This is a genomic window from Stenotrophomonas sp. 86428_Sma (assembly GCF_056481585.1).
The window spans coordinates 2,306,574-2,324,246 of the sequence record NZ_CM151156.1; the positions used below are offsets into that span (position 1 = coordinate 2,306,574).

Annotated in this window: 18 protein-coding genes; 6 read left to right on the plus strand and 12 right to left on the minus strand. The window is 66.8% G+C overall.

Translation table 11 applies throughout. The features are described 5' to 3' along the window. The first annotated feature begins 171 nt into the window (after positions 1-171). The 4 genes from flgA to ACZK3J_RS10635 all read left to right on the plus strand — a co-directional run bounded on the left by flgA (position 172) and on the right by ACZK3J_RS10635 (position 2,856). Positions 172-828 (plus strand): flagellar basal body P-ring formation chaperone FlgA, encoded by a 657-nt coding sequence (gene flgA, locus ACZK3J_RS10620; protein ID WP_478476895.1) that lies wholly within the window; start codon positions 172-174, stop codon positions 826-828. 75 nt (positions 829-903) lie between these two features. Continuing rightward, complete coding sequence (flgM, locus tag ACZK3J_RS10625) at positions 904-1,209, plus strand: flagellar biosynthesis anti-sigma factor FlgM (RefSeq protein ID WP_049421929.1); 306 nt, start codon at positions 904-906, stop codon at positions 1,207-1,209. Next, entirely contained in the window at positions 1,206-1,544 is a 339-nt protein-coding gene (locus ACZK3J_RS10630; protein ID WP_049399388.1) for a flagella protein, read from the plus strand. Before flgM ends, ACZK3J_RS10630 begins: the two co-directional genes overlap by 4 nt. Positions 1,545-1,635: 91 nt before the next feature. Further along, positions 1,636-2,856 (plus strand): ATP-binding protein, encoded by a 1,221-nt coding sequence (locus ACZK3J_RS10635; RefSeq protein WP_019337422.1) that lies wholly within the window; start codon positions 1,636-1,638, stop codon positions 2,854-2,856. 411 nt (positions 2,857-3,267) lie between these two features. Here the strand turns inward: ACZK3J_RS10635 and ACZK3J_RS10640 are convergent, their stop codons facing one another. Next, positions 3,268-5,040, minus strand: a complete 1,773-nt coding sequence (locus tag ACZK3J_RS10640) for an EAL domain-containing protein (protein ID WP_032127372.1) — start codon at positions 5,038-5,040, stop codon at positions 3,268-3,270. A 4-nt stretch (positions 5,041-5,044) separates the two neighbouring features. Further along, positions 5,045-7,147, minus strand: a complete 2,103-nt coding sequence (locus tag ACZK3J_RS10645) for a sensor histidine kinase (protein ID WP_478476896.1) — start codon at positions 7,145-7,147, stop codon at positions 5,045-5,047. A 131-nt stretch (positions 7,148-7,278) separates the two neighbouring features. Here ACZK3J_RS10645 and ACZK3J_RS10650 point away from each other — a divergent pair, with 131 nt between their 5' ends. Next, positions 7,279-10,038, plus strand: coding sequence for a bifunctional diguanylate cyclase/phosphodiesterase (locus tag ACZK3J_RS10650; RefSeq protein ID WP_478476898.1), 2,760 nt, complete (start codon positions 7,279-7,281; stop codon positions 10,036-10,038). A 117-nt stretch (positions 10,039-10,155) separates the two neighbouring features. Here the strand turns inward: ACZK3J_RS10650 and ACZK3J_RS10655 are convergent, their stop codons facing one another. The 9 genes from ACZK3J_RS10655 to ACZK3J_RS10695 form a co-directional block, all read right to left on the minus strand. Continuing rightward, positions 10,156-10,683, minus strand: a complete 528-nt coding sequence (locus tag ACZK3J_RS10655) for a hypothetical protein (protein ID WP_478476900.1) — start codon at positions 10,681-10,683, stop codon at positions 10,156-10,158. A 109-nt stretch (positions 10,684-10,792) separates the two neighbouring features. Then, complete coding sequence (locus ACZK3J_RS10660; RefSeq protein WP_032127367.1) at positions 10,793-11,257, minus strand: hypothetical protein; 465 nt, start codon at positions 11,255-11,257, stop codon at positions 10,793-10,795. Positions 11,258-11,393: 136 nt separating this feature from the next. Next, positions 11,394-11,741 carry a hypothetical protein gene (locus tag ACZK3J_RS10665; RefSeq protein WP_049399381.1) on the minus strand — a complete coding sequence of 116 codons (348 nt, stop codon included), beginning with the start codon at positions 11,739-11,741 and terminating at the stop codon, positions 11,394-11,396. Positions 11,742-11,838: 97 nt separating this feature from the next. Then, positions 11,839-12,054 carry a hypothetical protein gene (locus ACZK3J_RS10670; protein WP_478476902.1) on the minus strand — a complete coding sequence of 72 codons (216 nt, stop codon included), beginning with the start codon at positions 12,052-12,054 and terminating at the stop codon, positions 11,839-11,841. Positions 12,055-12,152: 98 nt separating this feature from the next. Next, positions 12,153-13,343, minus strand: coding sequence for a methyl-accepting chemotaxis protein (locus ACZK3J_RS10675; RefSeq protein ID WP_121503221.1), 1,191 nt, complete (start codon positions 13,341-13,343; stop codon positions 12,153-12,155). Between the two features lie 164 nt (positions 13,344-13,507). Then, a complete protein-coding gene (hflD, locus tag ACZK3J_RS10680; protein WP_032127363.1) occupies positions 13,508-14,122 on the minus strand; it encodes a high frequency lysogenization protein HflD in 615 nt (204 codons plus the stop codon). Further along, positions 14,119-15,261, minus strand: coding sequence for a tRNA 2-thiouridine(34) synthase MnmA (mnmA, locus tag ACZK3J_RS10685; protein ID WP_478476904.1), 1,143 nt, complete (start codon positions 15,259-15,261; stop codon positions 14,119-14,121). The genes hflD and mnmA overlap by 4 nt, the downstream gene beginning before the upstream one ends. Beyond that, positions 15,258-15,719 carry an NUDIX hydrolase gene (locus tag ACZK3J_RS10690; protein ID WP_414576474.1) on the minus strand — a complete coding sequence of 154 codons (462 nt, stop codon included), beginning with the start codon at positions 15,717-15,719 and terminating at the stop codon, positions 15,258-15,260. Before ACZK3J_RS10690 ends, mnmA begins: the two co-directional genes overlap by 4 nt. Before the next feature lies 1 nt (position 15,720). After that, on the minus strand, positions 15,721-16,194 hold the full coding sequence (locus ACZK3J_RS10695; RefSeq protein WP_032127360.1) for a hypothetical protein: 474 nt from the start codon (positions 16,192-16,194) through the stop codon (positions 15,721-15,723). Between the two features lie 112 nt (positions 16,195-16,306). Between ACZK3J_RS10695 and clpS the strand changes: the two genes are divergently transcribed. Further along, positions 16,307-16,633, plus strand: a complete 327-nt coding sequence (clpS, locus tag ACZK3J_RS10700; protein WP_006444529.1) for an ATP-dependent Clp protease adapter ClpS — start codon at positions 16,307-16,309, stop codon at positions 16,631-16,633. A gap of 138 nt (positions 16,634-16,771) precedes the next feature. Here the strand turns inward: clpS and ACZK3J_RS10705 are convergent, their stop codons facing one another. Next, on the minus strand, positions 16,772-17,584 hold the full coding sequence (locus ACZK3J_RS10705; RefSeq protein ID WP_478476906.1) for an APH(6) family putative aminoglycoside O-phosphotransferase: 813 nt from the start codon (positions 17,582-17,584) through the stop codon (positions 16,772-16,774). Between the last annotated feature and the right edge of the window lie 89 nt (positions 17,585-17,673).

The following is a 17,673-nucleotide window of genomic DNA, read 5'->3' on the forward strand; positions in this document are numbered from 1 at the left end:
GGGCGCCGAACTTGAGCGCTTTTGTAGAGTCGCGCCATGCTCGACCCTGCCTCTGTAGAGTCGAGCTTGCTCGACTGGTCACGAAGCAGTCGAGCAAGCTCGACTCTACACAAGCCCCTCTGGCACACCCCTTGCACGGACCTGGGCCAGATCCCATCGACAGGAGGCGCCATGCGCCGGGTCACATCGCTCTTCGCCATCGCGCTGGCCCTGGCCTCGCCGTGGGCGGTTGCCGCCGACTGGCAGCCGGTGGCCAGTATCCGCACCGCCGCGTTGTCGACGCTGCCGGCCGGCAGCGAGGGCGAGGCCCAGGTGGCCGATGCGCTGCGCTTGCCCAAGTGTGGTGGCGCGCTACAGGTGCAGCCCACCGCCAACACCACGGTTGAAGTCAGCTGCCCGGATGCCGGCGGCTGGCGCCTGTTCGTGCCAGTAAAGGTGCGGCGCAACCAGACCGTGCTGGTACTCAACCGCGGAATCGGTACTGGAGAAACCCTCACCGCCGCCGATATCACCACTGCCCAGCGTGATGCCGCCCGGATTGCCGGTGCGGTGCTGGCCGATCCGAATGCAGCGATCGGCCGCATCGCCCGCCGTCCGTTGCAGGCCGGAGCCCTGCTGTCGAACAACGATCTGGTGGTGCAGCGTCTCATCAAGCGAGGAGACAGTGTGGCCCTGGTTTCGCGTCGCGGCTCGGTCGAGGTCCGTATTGCAGGCCGTGCAATGGGCGATGCCGGTGAAAACGAACGGGTCTCGGTGGAGAACCTGTCCTCGCGGCGGATCGTGCAGGGCACGGTCGATGCCGCCGGTGACGTAATCGTGGCGCGTTGATTTACCGCAAAATATCCCTAAAGATCACGGCCCTGCGGCCGTTATCCCTTGTGAACGGCAACTCCAGGACACCCCATGAGCCAGAAAATCGACGGCAACCTGCAGGTCCCCCAGGCACTGCGCAGCGTGACGACCCCGGCCAACAAGCCCGGCGTCAGCACCGATGCGGCGACGCGCCCGGTCGAAGCGGCCGACAGCCTGCGCCTGACCGGCGAGGCCACCAATCTGCAGGCCATCGAGCGTGAGCTGACCACCGCCCCGGCAATCGACGCCCAGCGTGTGGCCGCAGTGCGCGAGTCGCTGCAGAACGGCACCTACAAGATCAATCCGGACGCGATCGCATCGCGCATGCTTGAGCTGGATCAGCAGCTGCACGGATGACCGCGCCGATGAGCGAACAACTGCAGCGGCTGGCCCAGGCGCTTGACGTTGAACGTCAGGCGCTGGTCGATCATGACGTACACGCGCTGATCCGGGCGACCGGTGCCAAGCTGGAGGCGCTGCGTGCACTGGAAGGCACGCCGCCGCTTGGTGAGGGGGATCACCTCCAGGAACTGGCCGAACGCAACCGAGCCAATGGCGTGCTGCTGTCGCGCCGGCGCCGCGAGGTCGATTGGGCGCTGCGCCAGCTCGGGCGTACCGAGGCCTCCTCCTCCTATGATGCCAAGGGCCAGTCGCATACGGTCACTGCGCGGCGCCCACTCGCCATCGCCTGACGCGACGGCGGTCGCACATCCCACCCCCGCGGGCTGAAGCCCGCCGCACGACCGCGTATATTGGGCGCCTGTTCGAATGCCCCGAGTCGCCGTGTCCGCTGCCAACGCCCTGGTTACCGCCCCCCTTCCGCCGCAGCCGGTGCTGCAGGCGCTGCTTGAGCGCCTGCGCGAAGGGCTGCTGCTGTTCACCGAAGACGGGCAGGTGGCCCTGGCCAACCCGGCCGCGCAGAACCTGCTGGCCAGTGGTGAGGGCGGCGGTCTGCCACCGCCGCAGCGCCTGCGTGAACTGCTGCCGCCCGATGCGCTGGAACAGGCGCGCCAGCATGGTCACTGGAACGGCAGCCTGCCGCTGGGCGAGGGCGTGGTCATCGCCCATCTGTATCACCACGGCCCGGTGGGCCAGGGCCACTTCCTGGCATTGTTCCGCCACATCGAAGGCCAGGAAGACTACGAACGCGAACTGCAGCAGCGCCATGCAGAGCTGCGGCAGGCCTACCTGCGCCTCAACGGTACCCAGGAAAAACTGCTGCAGTCGGAGAAGATGGCCTCGATCGGCCAGCTCGCCGCAGGCGTCGCGCACGAGATCAACAACCCGATCGGCTACGTGCACTCCAACCTGGGCAGCCTGCAGGAGTACCTGCGCAGCCTGTTCACCGTGATCGAAGCCTACGAGCGCGCATTGCGGGCGCCGGACCCGAAGGCGCTGATCCCGGAGATCGACGATATCCGTGACCGCCTGGACATCGATTTCATCAGCCGCGACCTGCCGCAGCTGATGGCCGAGTCGCGCGAAGGCATCGAGCGGGTGACGCGCATCGTGCGTGATCTGAAGGACTTCTCGTATTCCGGCCGCGACGAGTCGTGGAAGCTGGTCGACCTGCACGCGGGCCTGGAATCGACCATCAACATCATCTGGAACGAGCTGAAGTACAAGGTCACCCTGGTGCGGGAGTTCGGCCAGTTGCCGTTGGTGGAGTGCCTGCCGTCGGAATTGAACCAGGTCTACATGAACCTGCTGCTCAACGCCGGCCACGCCATCGCCGAGCGCGGCACGATTACGGTGCGCACCGGCGTTGATGGCGATCATGTGTGGGTCGAGTTTGAAGACACCGGCGGCGGCATCTCGCCGGAACTGCGCCAGCGCATCTTCGATCCGTTCTTCACCACCAAGCCGGTGGGCAGCGGTACCGGCCTGGGCCTGTCGATCTCCTACAGCATCATCAACAAGCACCACGGCCGCATCGACCTGGACAGCACCCCGGGCGTGGGCTCGCGCTTCCGCGTGGTGCTGCCGGTGAAGCAGCCGCGCTGACTGCTCAGGGTAGTGCCGGCCGCTGGCCGGCAACCTCATTGGACCCGGCATCGAGAGCAGCCGGCCAGCGGCCGGCTCTACCAGGGCTTGTCCCCGACCTGGATTCGCGCTTCGGGTAGTGCCGGCCGCTGGCCGGCGATCCCATTGGACCGGGCATCGAGAGCAGCCGGCCAGCGGCCGGCTCTACCAGGGCTTGTCCCCGACCTGGATTCGCGCTTCGGGTAGTGCCGGCCGCTGGCCGGCGATCCCATTGGACCGGGCATCGAGAGCAGCCGGCCAGCGGCCGGCTCTACCAGGGCTTGTCCCCGACCTGGATTCGCGCTTCGGGTAGTGCCGGCCGCTGGCCGGCAACCTCATTGAACTGGGCATCCAGAGCAGCCGGCCAGCGGCCGGCGCTACCAGAGGGGATCGTTACCGCAATGGGCGATCCTCGCCGCCATCTCCGCTTTCCACCGGCGCCGGACCGGCGTTGCTGCGGCGCTGCTCCTCGTAGGTGCGGAACGCCTGATGGATGTGCTTGCGCAGCTCGTCGTCGTTCCACGGCTTGGTCAGGAAGCGGTAGATCGCGCCGCGGTTGATCGCGTCGGTCACGGTGTTCAGATCGGTGTAACCGGACAGCACCAGGCGGATCGTGTCCGGGTACAGCATCTTCACCCGGCCCAGGAACTCGGTGCCGCTCATGTCGCTCATGCGCTGGTCGGACAGGATCACCTGCACGTCATTGATTGCCAGCAGGTCGAATGCATCGCGCACGTTGCCGGCGGCCAGGATGCGGTAGCCGTCGCGACGGAACAGGCGCACCAGCGAGCGCAGTACGTTTTCTTCGTCGTCCAGCAGCAGCAGCGTGCGGTCGGGACGGGTCTCGGCAAAGGCTTCCGGACGCAGGTAGCGGCGGCGCAGGGTCATGCCGGCGGCATCGGCCGACATCGGTTCGCCGAACAGGTAGCCCTGGAACACATCGCAGTCATTGCGGCGCAGGAAGCCCAGCTGGGCCTGCGATTCCACACCGTTGGCGATCACGGTCATGCCCAGCTGGTGGCCCATGGCGATGATCGCGCGGGCGATGGCCGCCTCACGGTTGCCGGCCGGCGCGCTCTTGATGAAGCTGCGGTCGATCTTGAGCTTGTCCACCGGGTAGCGGACCAGTGCACTCAGGCTGGAATCACCGGTGCCGAAATTGTCCAGGCTCAGGCTGATGCCTTCGTTGCGCAGATTGGCCAGCGTCTCGTGCACGAAGTTGACGTTGTTGGTCAGCGCGCTTTCGTTGATCTCCAGCGTCAGCATCTGTGCCGGCACGCCCGCGGCCTGGATCAGGCCCATGACTTCAGCGAAGAAGTTGGGCCGCAGCAGCTGCAGGGTGGAGACATTCACCGCGATGGTGAAGTCGTCGAAGCCCTGGTCGCGCCACAGGCGTGCCTGCTTCAGCGCGCCTTCCAGCACCCAGGTGCCGATCTGCACGATGATGCCCAGCCGCTCGGCGGTGCGCATGAAGCGCTCCGGCACCAGCATGCCCAGCGTCGGCGACTGCCAGCGCAGCAGCGCTTCCATGCCGACCACGTGGCCATCGCGGGCGCTGACCAGCGGCTGGTAACGCAGTTTCAGTTCTCCGTTGGGAATGGCGTCCACGATCTGGCGGGCGATGATGCTTTCGCTGTGCGCGCTCGGTGGCGTATCCACGGCGTGGATGCGCACCGCGTTGCCGCCTTCGCGGGCCGCCTGGTACAGCGCATCCTCGGCATGATCGAGCAGGCGCGAGGTGCTGCTGGCATGGTCCGGGCACAGGCTGACGCCCAGCTTGCCGGTCATGAACAAGGTGTACGGCAGCACCGACAGCGGCAGCTCCATCTGCTGCCGGATCTCCTCTGCGAAGTCCTCCGGCAATGGCACGTCGGCGGTGCGTGGCACTGCGATCAGGAACTCATCGCTGCCGTGGCGCCACAGCTTGCCGCGACCACGCAGGTAGGACTGCAACCGCTGCGCCACCAGCACCAGGGCCTGGTCACCCACCTCGGCGCTCATGTTTTCGTTGACCGAGGCGAAGTGGTCGATGTCCACGTGCATCAACATCAGTGCGGTGCCGCCCGAGGCCGCCTCGGCGACCATCGCCTGCAGCTCGGGGTTGCCGGCGCCAAGGCGATCAGGCGCATCATCGATGCTGACCGGGGGCTGGTTGGGATTCCACATAGGCTCAGTAGTCCGGTGACTCAACGGCGGCCATGCTGGCCGCCTGGTAGGGGAGGTGTACGTCGATCAGGGTGCCTTCGCCGTGTGCGGATTCGATCCGCACATGGCCACCGACGCTCTGCGCACGCTCACGCATCACGATCAGGCCCAGCCCGCGCGGACCGTCCGGGTCGAAGCCCTCGCCATCATCACGGATCTGCAGGTGCAGGCCGCGCTGGCCGACATCGCGCAGCTGCAGCAGGACCTGGCTGGCGCGGGCATGGCGCAGGGCATTGGTCAGGCTTTCCTGGGCGATGCGGAAACAGGCCTGTTCGATGCTGTTGTCGGGGCGGTGCGGCAGCGGCTCGATCTCGGCCAGCAGCTCCACCGGCGAAGAGCGGAACAGCACACGCGCCTGCCAGCTCAGCGCCGCCTCCAGGCCCAGTGCATCCAGCTGCGGTGGGCGCAGCAGCGTGGAGATGTCGCGCAGCTTGGCCACGGTGGTGTCGGCCAGGCTGACGATCTGCGCCAGATCCTCGGCGCGGCGCTGTGGATCATGCTCGTCCTGCGCAGCATGGGCGGACAGTTTGATTGCGGTGATCGCCTGGCCGATGTCGTCGTGCAGGTCGCGCGAGATCGCGCGGCGTTCGTCTTCCTGCAGCGAGAACAGTCGGCCGGCCATCGCCTGCAGCTCACGGTTGCTGGTCTCCAGTGCAGTGCGGGTGCGTTCGGAATCGCTCAGGTCGCGCACGATCAGCAGCTTGCAGTCGCGTCCGCCATAACGCACTTCGCCCACCGCCAGGCCGGCATGGAAGCTGCGGCCATCCGCGCGCTGCATCGCCACCATGCTGCTGTGACCGGGCCCCAGGTGTGGTTGGCCTGCACGCAATTGGCTGCGCACGCGGGCCAGATCGGCGCTGTCCACCAGTGCTGACAGGGGTTCGCCCAGCAGGGTGTGGCTGCCATAGCCGAACAGGCTGGCGGCCCAGGCGTTGGCGTACAGCACGTGTTCGTCGGAGAGGATGACCACGCCGTCGGGCAGTACCCGTACCAGCTCGCGGAACTGTTCCTCGCGCTCGCGCAGCAGGCGTCGCGACTGCTCGCGCTCCGTCACGTCCTGCAGGGTGCCCAGCACGCGGTTGCGGCCGGCCTCGTCGATGCCGCTGGCCGCACGCAGATGCACCATCAAGGCGCGCCCATCCATCGACAGCAACGGCAGCAGCACGTCCACCTGCACGGGATCTCCGGAGCAGAGCTCGGCCAGCAGCTGTTCGGTCTGGGTGGCGGTGGCCGGGTCGGCCGGCACCAGCAGTTCGTCGAAGCGATGCCAGCGCCGCGCCTCGGGCGGGCGGCGACCGAGCAGGCGATAGACCTGGTTCGAATAGCGGCCAAGTCCCGTGGAGGGGTCCAGCTCCCAGGCGCCGATGCGTGCCAGCTCGTGGGCTTCCTCCACCCGCGCCAGCGCCTGGTCGCGTCGCAGCTGAGCCAGGTCTTCGGCGGTGCGGTCGATGGCAATCAGCAGGCGGGCGTTGTGGCCGTCATAGCTGATGGCGTTGGAGCGCAGCTCCATCTGCCGCAGCGAGCCGTCGCGCAGCTGCAGTTGGGTACGCAGGATGCACAGTTCCTCCGGTGCCTCGCGGATCGCCTCCAGCTTGGTCTGCAGTGCCTGGTCCTGGCCTGGCGGCCACAGCGAATCGATGGTCTGCTCCAGCAGTTCTTCACGGTCCCAGCCAAAGGCCGTACAGGCCGCCGGATTGGCATCGAGGATTGCCAGTGTGTCCAGGTCGTAGACCAGGATCGGGCCGGGGTTGCCTTCGAACATCTGCCGCAGGCGCAGCTCGGAGGCCTGCTGGCGTGCATGGGTGTGCAGCACATGCTCGGCCAGCGGGCGCAGCAGCAGATACAGCAGGCCGGCGCTGGCGAGGGCGAAGAACGAGCCCTTCAGGCCCTGCCACAAGGCCGCCTGCTGCGGGTCGGGTACCAGTGCCTGCACTGCACTGTCGGTGGAGATCATCCAGGCCAGTGCCATCGCCAGGTAGCTCAGCACCACCCGGCGCCGGTCGCGGCTCAGCGCCTGCGCCATCCGCGGGTCGGGAACTGGGGCGTTGCCGGTCGGTTCTGCGGGCATGGACAGGGCGGAAGAAAGGGGCGCCGGCCATCTTACCGCGCAGGTGCGCCCAGACCACTCAATTATCCGCCGCAGGCGCCGTTAACCACTGCGTGCCCCGCTGACGGGCGTGTCATCCGGAGCAAGATCGCGTGGACCAAGGGATCATCGCCAGCCTGCTGCAGCACCCGCTTGCGTCGGCGCTGGTCATCGTCGACCGCACGGGCCGCCCGCTGGCGGCCAATCCGGCTGCGCGCGAGCATGGCCTGCCGGCGACCGTGGCTGCGTATGCGCCGATGCTGGAAGATCTGCGCCTGATGGCCGCCGATGGCGGCATCGTGGCCTGCACGCTGCCGGGTGGCCCGCACGGCCACTACGACGGCCACCTGCGCGCCGTGCATGATGGCGCCGGCAACCTGCTGGCCTTCACGCTGAGCATTCCCGAGCCGGTGCCGCTCGGCGGCGGTGGGCGCTGGGAGCTGGCGCTGGACAGCGCCGGGCACAGCCTCTGGGACTGGGACATTCCCAGCGACCGTGTGGTGCGCACCCCGGCACTGGGCGATGAAACCGCTACCGAGATTCTGGCCCGCGTGCACAGCGAGGACATCGCACAGGTGCGGGCTGCACTGGATGAGCATCTGCGTGGCTTGAGCGAACAGTACAGCGCCCAGTTCCGTTTCCGCCAGGCCGATGGCCAGTGGCGTTGGGTACTGGACCGCGGGCGCGTAGTCGCGCGCACCGCCGATGGCCAGCCGCTGCGCATGGTCGGCACGCATACCGATATCGAACAACAGAAGCAGCTGGAAGGGCTGCTTCAGGAACAGCAGCTGCACCTGAGCGAGGCCCAGCGCATCGCCAGCATGGGCAGCTGGTCGTTCGACCCCAACAGCGGTCATTTCTGGTGGTCGTCGGAGCTGCGTTCGCTGCTGGCGTTGGAGCAGGGGGCCGTACCCGGCCAGCGGCGCTGGCTGAAGCAGCTGCATCCGCGCTCGCGTGGTGCGCTACGCGCAGCATGGCGACGCTTGTGGCGCGATGGCCGGGCCGCCAACATCGAACTGGAACTGACCCGCGGCAACGAACCGTCGCAGCATCTGCGGCTGTGGATGCAGCCGCTGCTGGACATGGATGGCCAGCCCAAGCGCCTGCTCGGCCAGGTGCAGAACATCACCGAGCAGCACCAGACCGATGCACTGATCCGCTGGCGTACCGAACTGCTCAACCGCGTGTCCGCGCTGGGCCGCATCGGCGGTTGCGAGATCGAAGTGCAGACCCGGCATATGCAGTGGACCGAGGAGTGCTACCGCATCCACGGCCTGCGCAAGGAGCCGATCACCCTCGACCAGGCGCTGGCGCTGTACACCGAGGATTCGCGCAATGCCTTCGAGGCGGCGCTGGGCCGGATCGCTGCGGGTGGACTGCCCGAACAGCTGGACCTGTGCTTCTACCGCCAGTCCGGCCTGCGCGTGTGGGTGCAGGTACTGATCGAGCTGGATCGCCGTGACGGCCTGCCGCCTCGGTTCGTGGTGCTGTTCCGTGACATCACCCGCGAGCGCGAGGCCAACGAGCGCATCGAGCTGCTGGCGCACTACGATCTGCTCACCGGTCTGCCCAATCGTGTGCTGCTCGGCGAGCAGACCGCCGAAGCCATCGAGGAAGCGCGCGACCGCGGCACCTCGCTGGCGATGTTGTTCATCGACCTGGACGGCTTCAAGACCATCAATGACAGCTTCGGTCATGCCACCGGTGATGCGCTGCTGAAGGCCGCCGCCACCCGCCTGCACCAGAACCTGCGCAACAACGACCTGTTCGGCCGCTTCAGTGGCGACGAGTTCATCGTCGTGCTGCGCGACCTGGCCGAGCCGGAAGACGCCGGCCACGTGGCGCGCAAGCTGATCGCTTCGCTGGCCGAGCCGCTGCGCCGTGGCGAGACCACGTTGAAGGTCGGTGCCAGCGTCGGCATCGCGATGCTGGGCGATGCGCAGACCGATTTCGATTCACTGCTGCGTGCCGCCGACGCCGCGATGCACGCGGCCAAGGAAGCGGGGCGCAATACCTACCAGTACTACAGCCAGGACGCATTGGCCCGCATCCAGCGCAAGCTCGAGTTGGAGCATGCCCTGCACGGGGCGATCGAACGCGAAGAGTTCAGCCTGGCCTACCAGCCGCTGCTGCATGCGCACCAGGGCGAGCCACCGGCGATCGAGGCCCTGCTGCGCTGGCACCGGCCCGGCATCGGCTACTGCAGCCCGGCCGAGTTCATTCCGATTGCAGAGAAGTGCGGCGAAATCGTGCGCATCGGCGACTGGGTGCTGAACGAAGCCTGCCGGCAGGCAATCGCCTGGGACCGGGCTGGCCTGTGTTTTGACCGCATCGCAGTCAATGTGTCGGCAGTGCAGTTACGTGACCGTGGCTTTGCCGAGCGGGTGATCGAGATCTGCCATGCCCACGGCTGGCCACCGCAGAGGCTGGAACTGGAGCTGACCGAGTCGGCGCTGATCCGTGACACCGACATCCTGCGCCACTGCTTCGACGTGCTGGAACGGCATGGTGTGCCACTGGCGGTGGATGACTTTGGTACCGGCTTCTCCAATCTGAACTACCTCAACCGTTTCCCGGTGGGGCGCCTGAAGATCGACCGCAGTTTCGTGCAGGGCATGCTGCATGACTCGGGCACGGCCGAAGTAACCCAGGCCATCGTGCACCTGGGTCACGCGCTGGGCATGAAGGTGGTGGCCGAGGGCGTGGAAACGCACCAGGAAGAAGACATGCTGCGGCGCCAGGGCTGCGACGAGATCCAGGGCTACCTGTATTCGCGCCCGCTCAGCCCGCGCGACCTGGCGCAGTGGCTGCGGCAGCAGCATCCAGCGCCTGGGCGCACAGACGCTGCCAGCGAGGTCGTGCTGGCACGCTGAAGTTGGCGCCGGGCCTTGCCCGGCGGGATCGCCGCACGCCGACGCACCGCTCTGGTAGGTGTCGACCTTGGTCGACACGGATGCCGGCGCTCGCGATCATCCACGCATGGCGTGGATCTACTGCGATGCGGCAACCATTCGCTGCGGAAATTCGGAGCGAAGCCGTGCGCGCACTGCTTCGACCACGTGTGCATAGCGTCGGCGCTGGATGAAATAGCCCATGTAGAACAGCAGCAGGGCCACCAGCATCGGCGACGCAGCCGGGCGGACCAGGATGATGGGCACCAGCATCAGTGTCAGGCCCAGCGCGAACCAGCTGCACCGCCCGACCACCCGCACCTCCCTGCGTTGCGCGTCGATCATCACCCGCCCGCGCATCAGCGGAAAGTAGCGACCGCCAAAGCTCGGCGCGAAGCTCTCGCGAAAGGCGACACTGCCGTCCGGCAGCGCGCGGAATACCAGGCGAAGCCAGGTATCGGCCGGCAGATCATGCTCCAACCCGGCCAGCGAAAGCTGCGCCAGCTCTGCCGGCGTAGCGGCGATGCGCTGATTGAACAGGACGATGCCGGTGCGGAAGAAGAACGGCGCCCACAGCACCAGCAGCAGGACTTCGATCAGCAGCAATGCGATCAGGGCGATGGCCATCGGTCTTCCATGAACGGGACCGGCGCATCATGCCATGGGGATGGCCGGCGCTAGCACTGCGGGTTCGAGTACGAGCAACAGGTCACATGCCTTGCCGGATCGACTTGGCTCAATCCTTTTCCGCCAGATCGCTTAGGTCCAGGATCTGCGGGTTGACGCTGCTGGCTACGATGCTTCTGATCAGCCCCGGGCGGCGGCGAAGCGAGTAGGCGCGTATCGCATGGATGGGACTGAATTCACACAGGGGGTAGCGTGAGTGCCCCATGATGACGGGCCTGTTGAAGTGGATGTCCTTAGGGTCATCAAGTGGCAGGGCCCACTTCCCACCGTGTACCAGCCTGACGGTCTCCCCTAGATATCGAGCGAACACGACCCTCAGAGAGTCCCGCTCGTCCTCAGACAGCGTGGCTGCCATCAAGTCATGGAGGTGTTCCAGCCTGTCGAGGCTTTCGGGGCTGCTATCCAGTTCAATGCCATGCGTTTGAGCCTGCGCGACCAGCCATTCTATCTGGCCGTCCATCAGCATCAGGAATTGCTCAAAAGCCTCGCGGGCTTCTTCCAGATTGAACGTCATGCAGAGGCCAGAGGAGACAGGGGGAGTGGGCAGTGTGTCCTCGTCCCGTTCCTCAGGCTATGCAACAAATCCTAAAAGGCGACAGGCAAAGCAGAGGTTGCAGATATCGCGGCGTCCATCCCCGAAAGTCGTGGATCTACCGTTTCATCAATGCGATGCCTGCAATGGAATAGCTGGCGATCAACAGCCCGAACGCGTACTCCGCGACGATGATCAGCCAGAAGGTCATCGGCTCGATGTCCCGCCATGCATCAATGGTGCCGGACCGGTGATGGCTCAGATGAACATGCCCGGTGTTGATGGCAGTTGCCGGCGCCCAGGCAAATAGAAAGGCCATCAGCATGAAGAGCAGGCTGCCGAACAGGAATGCGACAGGTCTATGCCGGGGTGGCCGCAAAGTGGCGTAGGCGGGGCGCCAGGTGAAGGTGACCGCGATGAGCACCATCACAGCAAATCCCAGCCAGGTCATGAACGTGGTGCTCATGCGACGACACTCCGTGTCCAGCCGTAGGTGGCATGGGCGGATCATGCCATGGGTTTGGAGCGGGTGGTGGTGAAGACCATCCACGCATGGCGTGGATCTACCTCAAGGCTTCCCCATCCAACCCCAGGTCCCACGCCAGACCCAGCAGCGCGTCGTCCGTGCGGGACGGGGCAGGGCGCGCATCGGCCAGCTGCTGCAGTTCGCGGATCTCCTCGCGGGCCACCTCTTCCAGCTGCTGCAGCTGCTCACGCACGCTCGCGTTGCGCGGGCGCTCGGTGTCGGCGAGGGAGGGCAGGGCGCGGATCAGGGTCATGGTGCTTGTACAGGATGCATCCAACGGCGGGTTACAGGCAAAGGCCCCGGACGAACCGGGGCCTTGCGGGCTGCCGGCGGCGGCAGCGGACATCAGGATCAGAACAGCTCGACGGTGCCGGCGCCCATGCTCTGCTGGGCAACCGGCTTGTGCGGCGGGCGTTCCCATTCGCTGCGCAGTTCGCGCAGGCGGCTGCCGGTGCGCTGCAGGGCGGTGGCGATCTCTTCGTCGAACACGCCGCCATTGCGGTGCAGCAGTTCCTGCAGGGCCACCGCCTCGCGGTTGATCGCGGTCAGGCGGTCCAGGTGGGTGTGCACGCCGCCCAGCGCCTGGGTGGCGATGTCCTCGAACTGCAGGGCGCGTACAGCTTCGGCCACGCTGCCATCGATCGAACGGGCGCAGTCGGAGACTTCGCGCATGCCATCACCCAGCGACGCATTGATCTGCGCGACGTTGTCGAGCATCGCCGCCGCTTCCTGGCGCGCTTCACGGGAGCGGTCCATGTCACGCGAGGCCATGTGCGAGACCGTCTCGCGGACCTTGGCGATGGCGTCCTTGGAGCTGTGCGCCAGCTTGCGGATCTGCTCGTTGAACGTGGTCGAGCGCTCGGACAGGTTGCGCACTTCGTCGGCGACCACCGCGAAGCCACGACCGGCTTCACCGGCACGCGCGGCTTCGATGGCGGCATTCAGGGCCAGCAGGTTGGTCTGGTCGGCGATCGACTTGACGTCTTCCAGCAGCGCGAAGATGCCATCCAGGTGCTGCGCCATCTGGTCGATGTGCTGCACGGTGGTGCTGCTCTGGCCGCTCACCTGTTCCAATGCTTCCACCAGCTGTTCCATGCGGTTGCTGGCGTGCTGGGCAAAACGGGCAACGTCGAGGCCGGCATTGCCTTCATCACCGGCACGATCGACGATGCGCGACAGGGCCTGGCTCTGCTGGCGCGACTTGCGGTTCATGGCGTCGAAGCTGCCGCCCAGGCTGGACACCGCCTGGCGGATCAGGTCACGGGCGCGTTCCACTTCGCCACGCGAACCGTCGATCTCGTTGCCGACGAAGTTGCGCAGTTCGGTCAGCAGCTGGTCCTGCTCACGCAGGACACGGGCGTGTTCCGGGGAACGGTGCGCCTGGGCGCGGGTGGTCCACCACGCAAAGCCGAGCCAGCTCAGCGTCATCGTGGTCAGGATCGCCCAGCGCAGGGCGGCCGGCCATTCGAAACCGATGGCGAAGGGGAGCAGCAGGGTCAGAGCCAGGGGGGCGGCCAGACGGATGAAAATGCGTGAGTACATGGACGTTCTCGGGAGGTGCACGGAGGATGTATCGGCCGTACCCCCTTTCTCTTTAACGTCGAAATGCCTCGAAGTGCATTCTGAATGCGCCGGTTTTCCGACGCCTCGGCGGCTTCGGGGTCAGAGCCCTTTCCTTGCCGGAAAAGGATCCGACCCCATGGGGCTCAGGCCAGCTGCCGGTCCACGGCCTCGATCATCGCCTTGCGGCTGAACAGGAAGTCCCAGTAGCTGCCGCCCAGCTGCCGCCACAGCACCGCCGAGCGCACCGCGGCCAGCAGCAGGGCGCGGATCTCGGCGACCACGCCGGCCTGGCCCAGGTAATGCGGGTTGCCCTGCACCATCACCCGCGGCTTCAGGTGGCTGATGGTGTCGGCGTACAGGCCACCCAGGTTGGCCAGCACGTCCGGGTGCCCACTGTCGCCCAGCTCGACGGCCTGGCGCTGGGCGCGTTCGATGCCCGAGGCGACCTTGTTCACGGTGGCGCCGTCCTGCACGAAGCGGCGCTCCAGCTGCAGCACCGACAGGGCCAGCTTGGGCAGGATCGGGTCCTGGCCCTGGCTGCGGAAGTAGTTGTGCAGCAGGCGCAGCCCAGCCTTCAATGCATGGCGGTCACCGAACACCTCCTGCGGCGAAGACGCATCGACGCGGAACACGCTGTCCACGGCGGTGCGCACGGCAGCGGCGTCGGAATGGCCGGTATCGGCGATGCGGCGTACCTGCTGCAGGGCCTGGGCAATGCCGGCCAAAGCCAGGACGCGGTCGTCGACAGTGAAACTCATGCAGCGATTACCTCAAAAGGGGAAGGGGTGGTGCGCAGGCGCTGTTCCAGCGGCGCATCGGTGGCGGCGATCACCGCGCCACCCAAGCACACATCACCGTCATACAGCACCAGTGATTGACCGGGAGTAACGGCGCGCTGCGGGCGCGCAAAGGTGACCAGCACGCTGCCATCGTCCAGCACCTCGACCGTACACGGCTCGTCGGGCTGGCGGTAGCGGGTCTGCGCGGTGCATTCGAAGCGCCGTGCCGGCGGCGCGCCGGCAATCCAGTGCGCGGTTTCCGAGCGCAGGCGGTCGGACAGCATCCACGTGCTGTCGCGGTCCTGGTCCACGTACAGCACGTTGCTGGCCACATCCTTGCCGACCACGTACCACGGCGCGGCCGGGCGGCCACGCACGCCGCCGATGTTCAGGCCCTCGCGCTGGCCCAGGGTGAAATAGAAGACGCCTGGGTGCTCGGCGATCACACTGCCGTCGGCCGGGTCCAGGATCTGCCCGGGCTTGGCCGGCAGGTAGCGGCCGAGGAACTCGCGGAAGTCGCGCTCACCGATGAAGCAGATGCCGGTGGAGTCCTTCTTGGCGTGGGTCGGCAGGCTGACGTCACGCGCGATCCGGCGCAGGTCGGTCTTTTCCAGGTCGCCGATCGGGAACAGGGTGGCCGCCAGCTGCGCCTGGCCCAGCTGGTGCAGGAAGTAGCTCTGGTCCTTGGAGCGGTCGGCACCACGCAGCAGCAGCCACTGGTGGCCGCGCTGGGCCACGCGCGCGTAGTGGCCGGTGGCAATGCGTTCGGCGCCCAGCTCGCGGGCGGCATCCAGGAAGTGCTTGAACTTCACTTCGCGGTTGCACAGCACGTCCGGGTTCGGGGTGCGGCCGGCCGCGTACTCGGCCAGGAAGTGCTCGAACACACCCTGCCAGTACTCGCTGGAGAAATCACGGAAGTGGAACGGGATACCGAGCAGGCCGCAGACGACCACTGCATCGCGGCGGTCGTCCTCGGCGCGGCAGTCGCCGCTGCCGTCGTCGGCCCAGTTCTGCATGAACAGACCGGCTACGGCCTCGCCCTGCTGCACCAGCCGCCAGGCGGCGACCGAGGAGTCGACGCCACCGGAGACGCCCACCATCACGCGCGGAGTGCTCATGCGACCTCCCGGACCAGCGAAAGCGGATGGCGCTGGCCACCCAGGAAATCAGCCACCACCTGCCAGACCAGCGGGCTGCGCAGGCGCTCCGTGGCGGCCTGCAGCTCGGCCGGGGTCAGCCACAGCGCGCGATCGATGCCGGTGTCCAGCGGCTGCGCCGGGTCGTGCGAGACCGGATGCGCCGCATAGCAGAAGCGCAGGAAGGTGGTGCCGTCGGCGGCCGTCCACTGGTAGCAGCCGATGAAGTGGGTCAGCTGCACCGTCCAGCCGGTTTCCTCGCGGGTCTCGCGCAGGGCTGCCTCGGCCAGGCTTTCGCCCGGCTCGAGGTGGCCGGCCGGCTGGTTCAGCACCTGGCGGCCGTCGATGGTCTCCTCGACCAGCAGCACGCGGCCGCCGTCGACCACCACGGTGGCGACAGTGGCGTGCGGTGCCCAGCGCGGGTCCGGCGTGGTGTTCAACTCAGAACTCGTCCTTCTTGGTCAGTTCCAGCTCCATGGCGTCGGCGGTGCGGATGGCCGCATCGATGGCGTCGCTGAGCTGGTCGGCCGTGGCATCGGCGTCGATCTTGACCACGAACATGGCGGTGGTGTCCTGCTTCACCCAGCCGCCCATCTTGGCGTCCTGCGAATCTTCCAGCAGGCGGTTGGCTACGGCCACCGGGAACTGCTTGGTCTTGGCGTTGTAGGCCGGCGACCAGATCTCGCGGATGTTGTGGGTGCCGAAATCTTCCACCGACGAGCGCACGTAGACCATCTGGGTGCGATCACCCTCGACGTCGAACACCATGCGGTAGTCGCCGTCCTCGTCGACCTCGTAGGTATAGCCCAGCTTGTCCAGGTGGCGGGCCACGGCCTTGTCGGCCTGGGTCTCGGCGGCGGCGGAGCCGGCGGCGGCCAGGGCGATCAGCAGGGCGGGAAGAAGGGTCCTTTTCATGAAGATCCTGTGAAACAGTGTTGAGAGAGGGTGCAATTGTGACGGTGGGCGTGCGTGCCGTCCAATCTGCGGCAGGCCGACGCAGGCTGGCCCGTGCCTCTATAATGGGCAGATGCCCCATGAGTCTTCCCCCGATTCCCATCACGAGCACGGCGTTGCCGTGGAGCCCGCGCGCCCGGAAGTGGCGCCGCCACCGTTCTACCAGGTGATGCTGCTCAACGACGACTACACCCCGATGGATTTCGTGGTGGACGTGCTGCAGCAGTTCTTCAGCATGGACCTGGACAAGGCCACGCAGGTGATGCTGCACGTCCATACCCGTGGCCGCGGCGTGTGCGGGGTGTTCACCCGCGAAGTGGCCGAGACCAAGGTCGCCCAGGTCAACGAGTACTCGCGGATGAACCAGCACCCGCTGCTGTGCACGATGGAAAAGGCCTGACCGGCTGACGGTTTTCGTCCGGGCACATCGATTCCGGGCCGGGTGTGCCCACCAAGGTGGGCACCTACCAGAGCAGAGGCCCGTATCGATGCCGTACGGGGGGCGCCCACCAAGGTGGGCATCTACCAGAGCGCGGGATCAGCCCTCCGCCAACGCCTCCAGCGCCATCCGCGCCACCGCCTCGTCCACGTCGGCCGGGTCGCCGTCATCCCTGAACCACACTGCCGACAGCGCCATGCTGGCTGCGATCCAACGCAGCAGCCTGTGTCGCTCGATCCCCGCCAGCGCAGTGACCTGCTCCACCCGGGCGGCAAACCGCTCGGGCTGTGTCGCAACGTGGATTCCCGGCCCGCACAGGTCCGGGTTGCTGAACAGCGTCGTGTAATCGAACGCGCGGTCGCCCAGCAGCCGCTTCGGGTCGATCGCCAACCAGCCGCGCGCGCCGAAATCCAGCACGTTGTCGTGGTGCAGGTCGCCGTGCAGCGGCCGGATCTCCTGTTCCTGCTGCAGCAGTCCCTCCGCCAGTGATCTGCACTGTTCCAGCAGTGTCGGCAGCGCAGCCCTTGGCTGCAGCAGGTCGGCGAACCATGTTCGCAGGCAGACCAGTTCCGCTGGCGGTGCGCTCCGTGGCCGGTGCAGCCGTTGCAGGACCTGGCACAGGACCGTGGTGCAGGTGTCATCGTCGCCCTTGATCGAACGTTGCCGCAGCGAGTCGCCGCCGGCACGTTCGATCAGGATCGCCGGCCCCTCGTGGGCCAGCAGGCGGGCGGCGCCGTCACCGTCCCACCAACGCAGCAGGCGATGGCTGTTCTGCTCTTCGGTTTCGCTGCTGATCTTCAGCATGGCCGGCTCGCCGGCGGCGGTCAGCACCGGCCAGAGCCGGGCATGGGGCGTTTCGATGGCTGCGCCATCACGCCGCAATCGCCAGCGGCTCAGGTAGGGTTCGCTCATGCCGGGTGGGCTGTCCTGGAGTGAATGAAGATCAAGCGATTCGCACTGATAACGCCATCTGAACGCAGCAATCCGCTAGGGTGATGGAA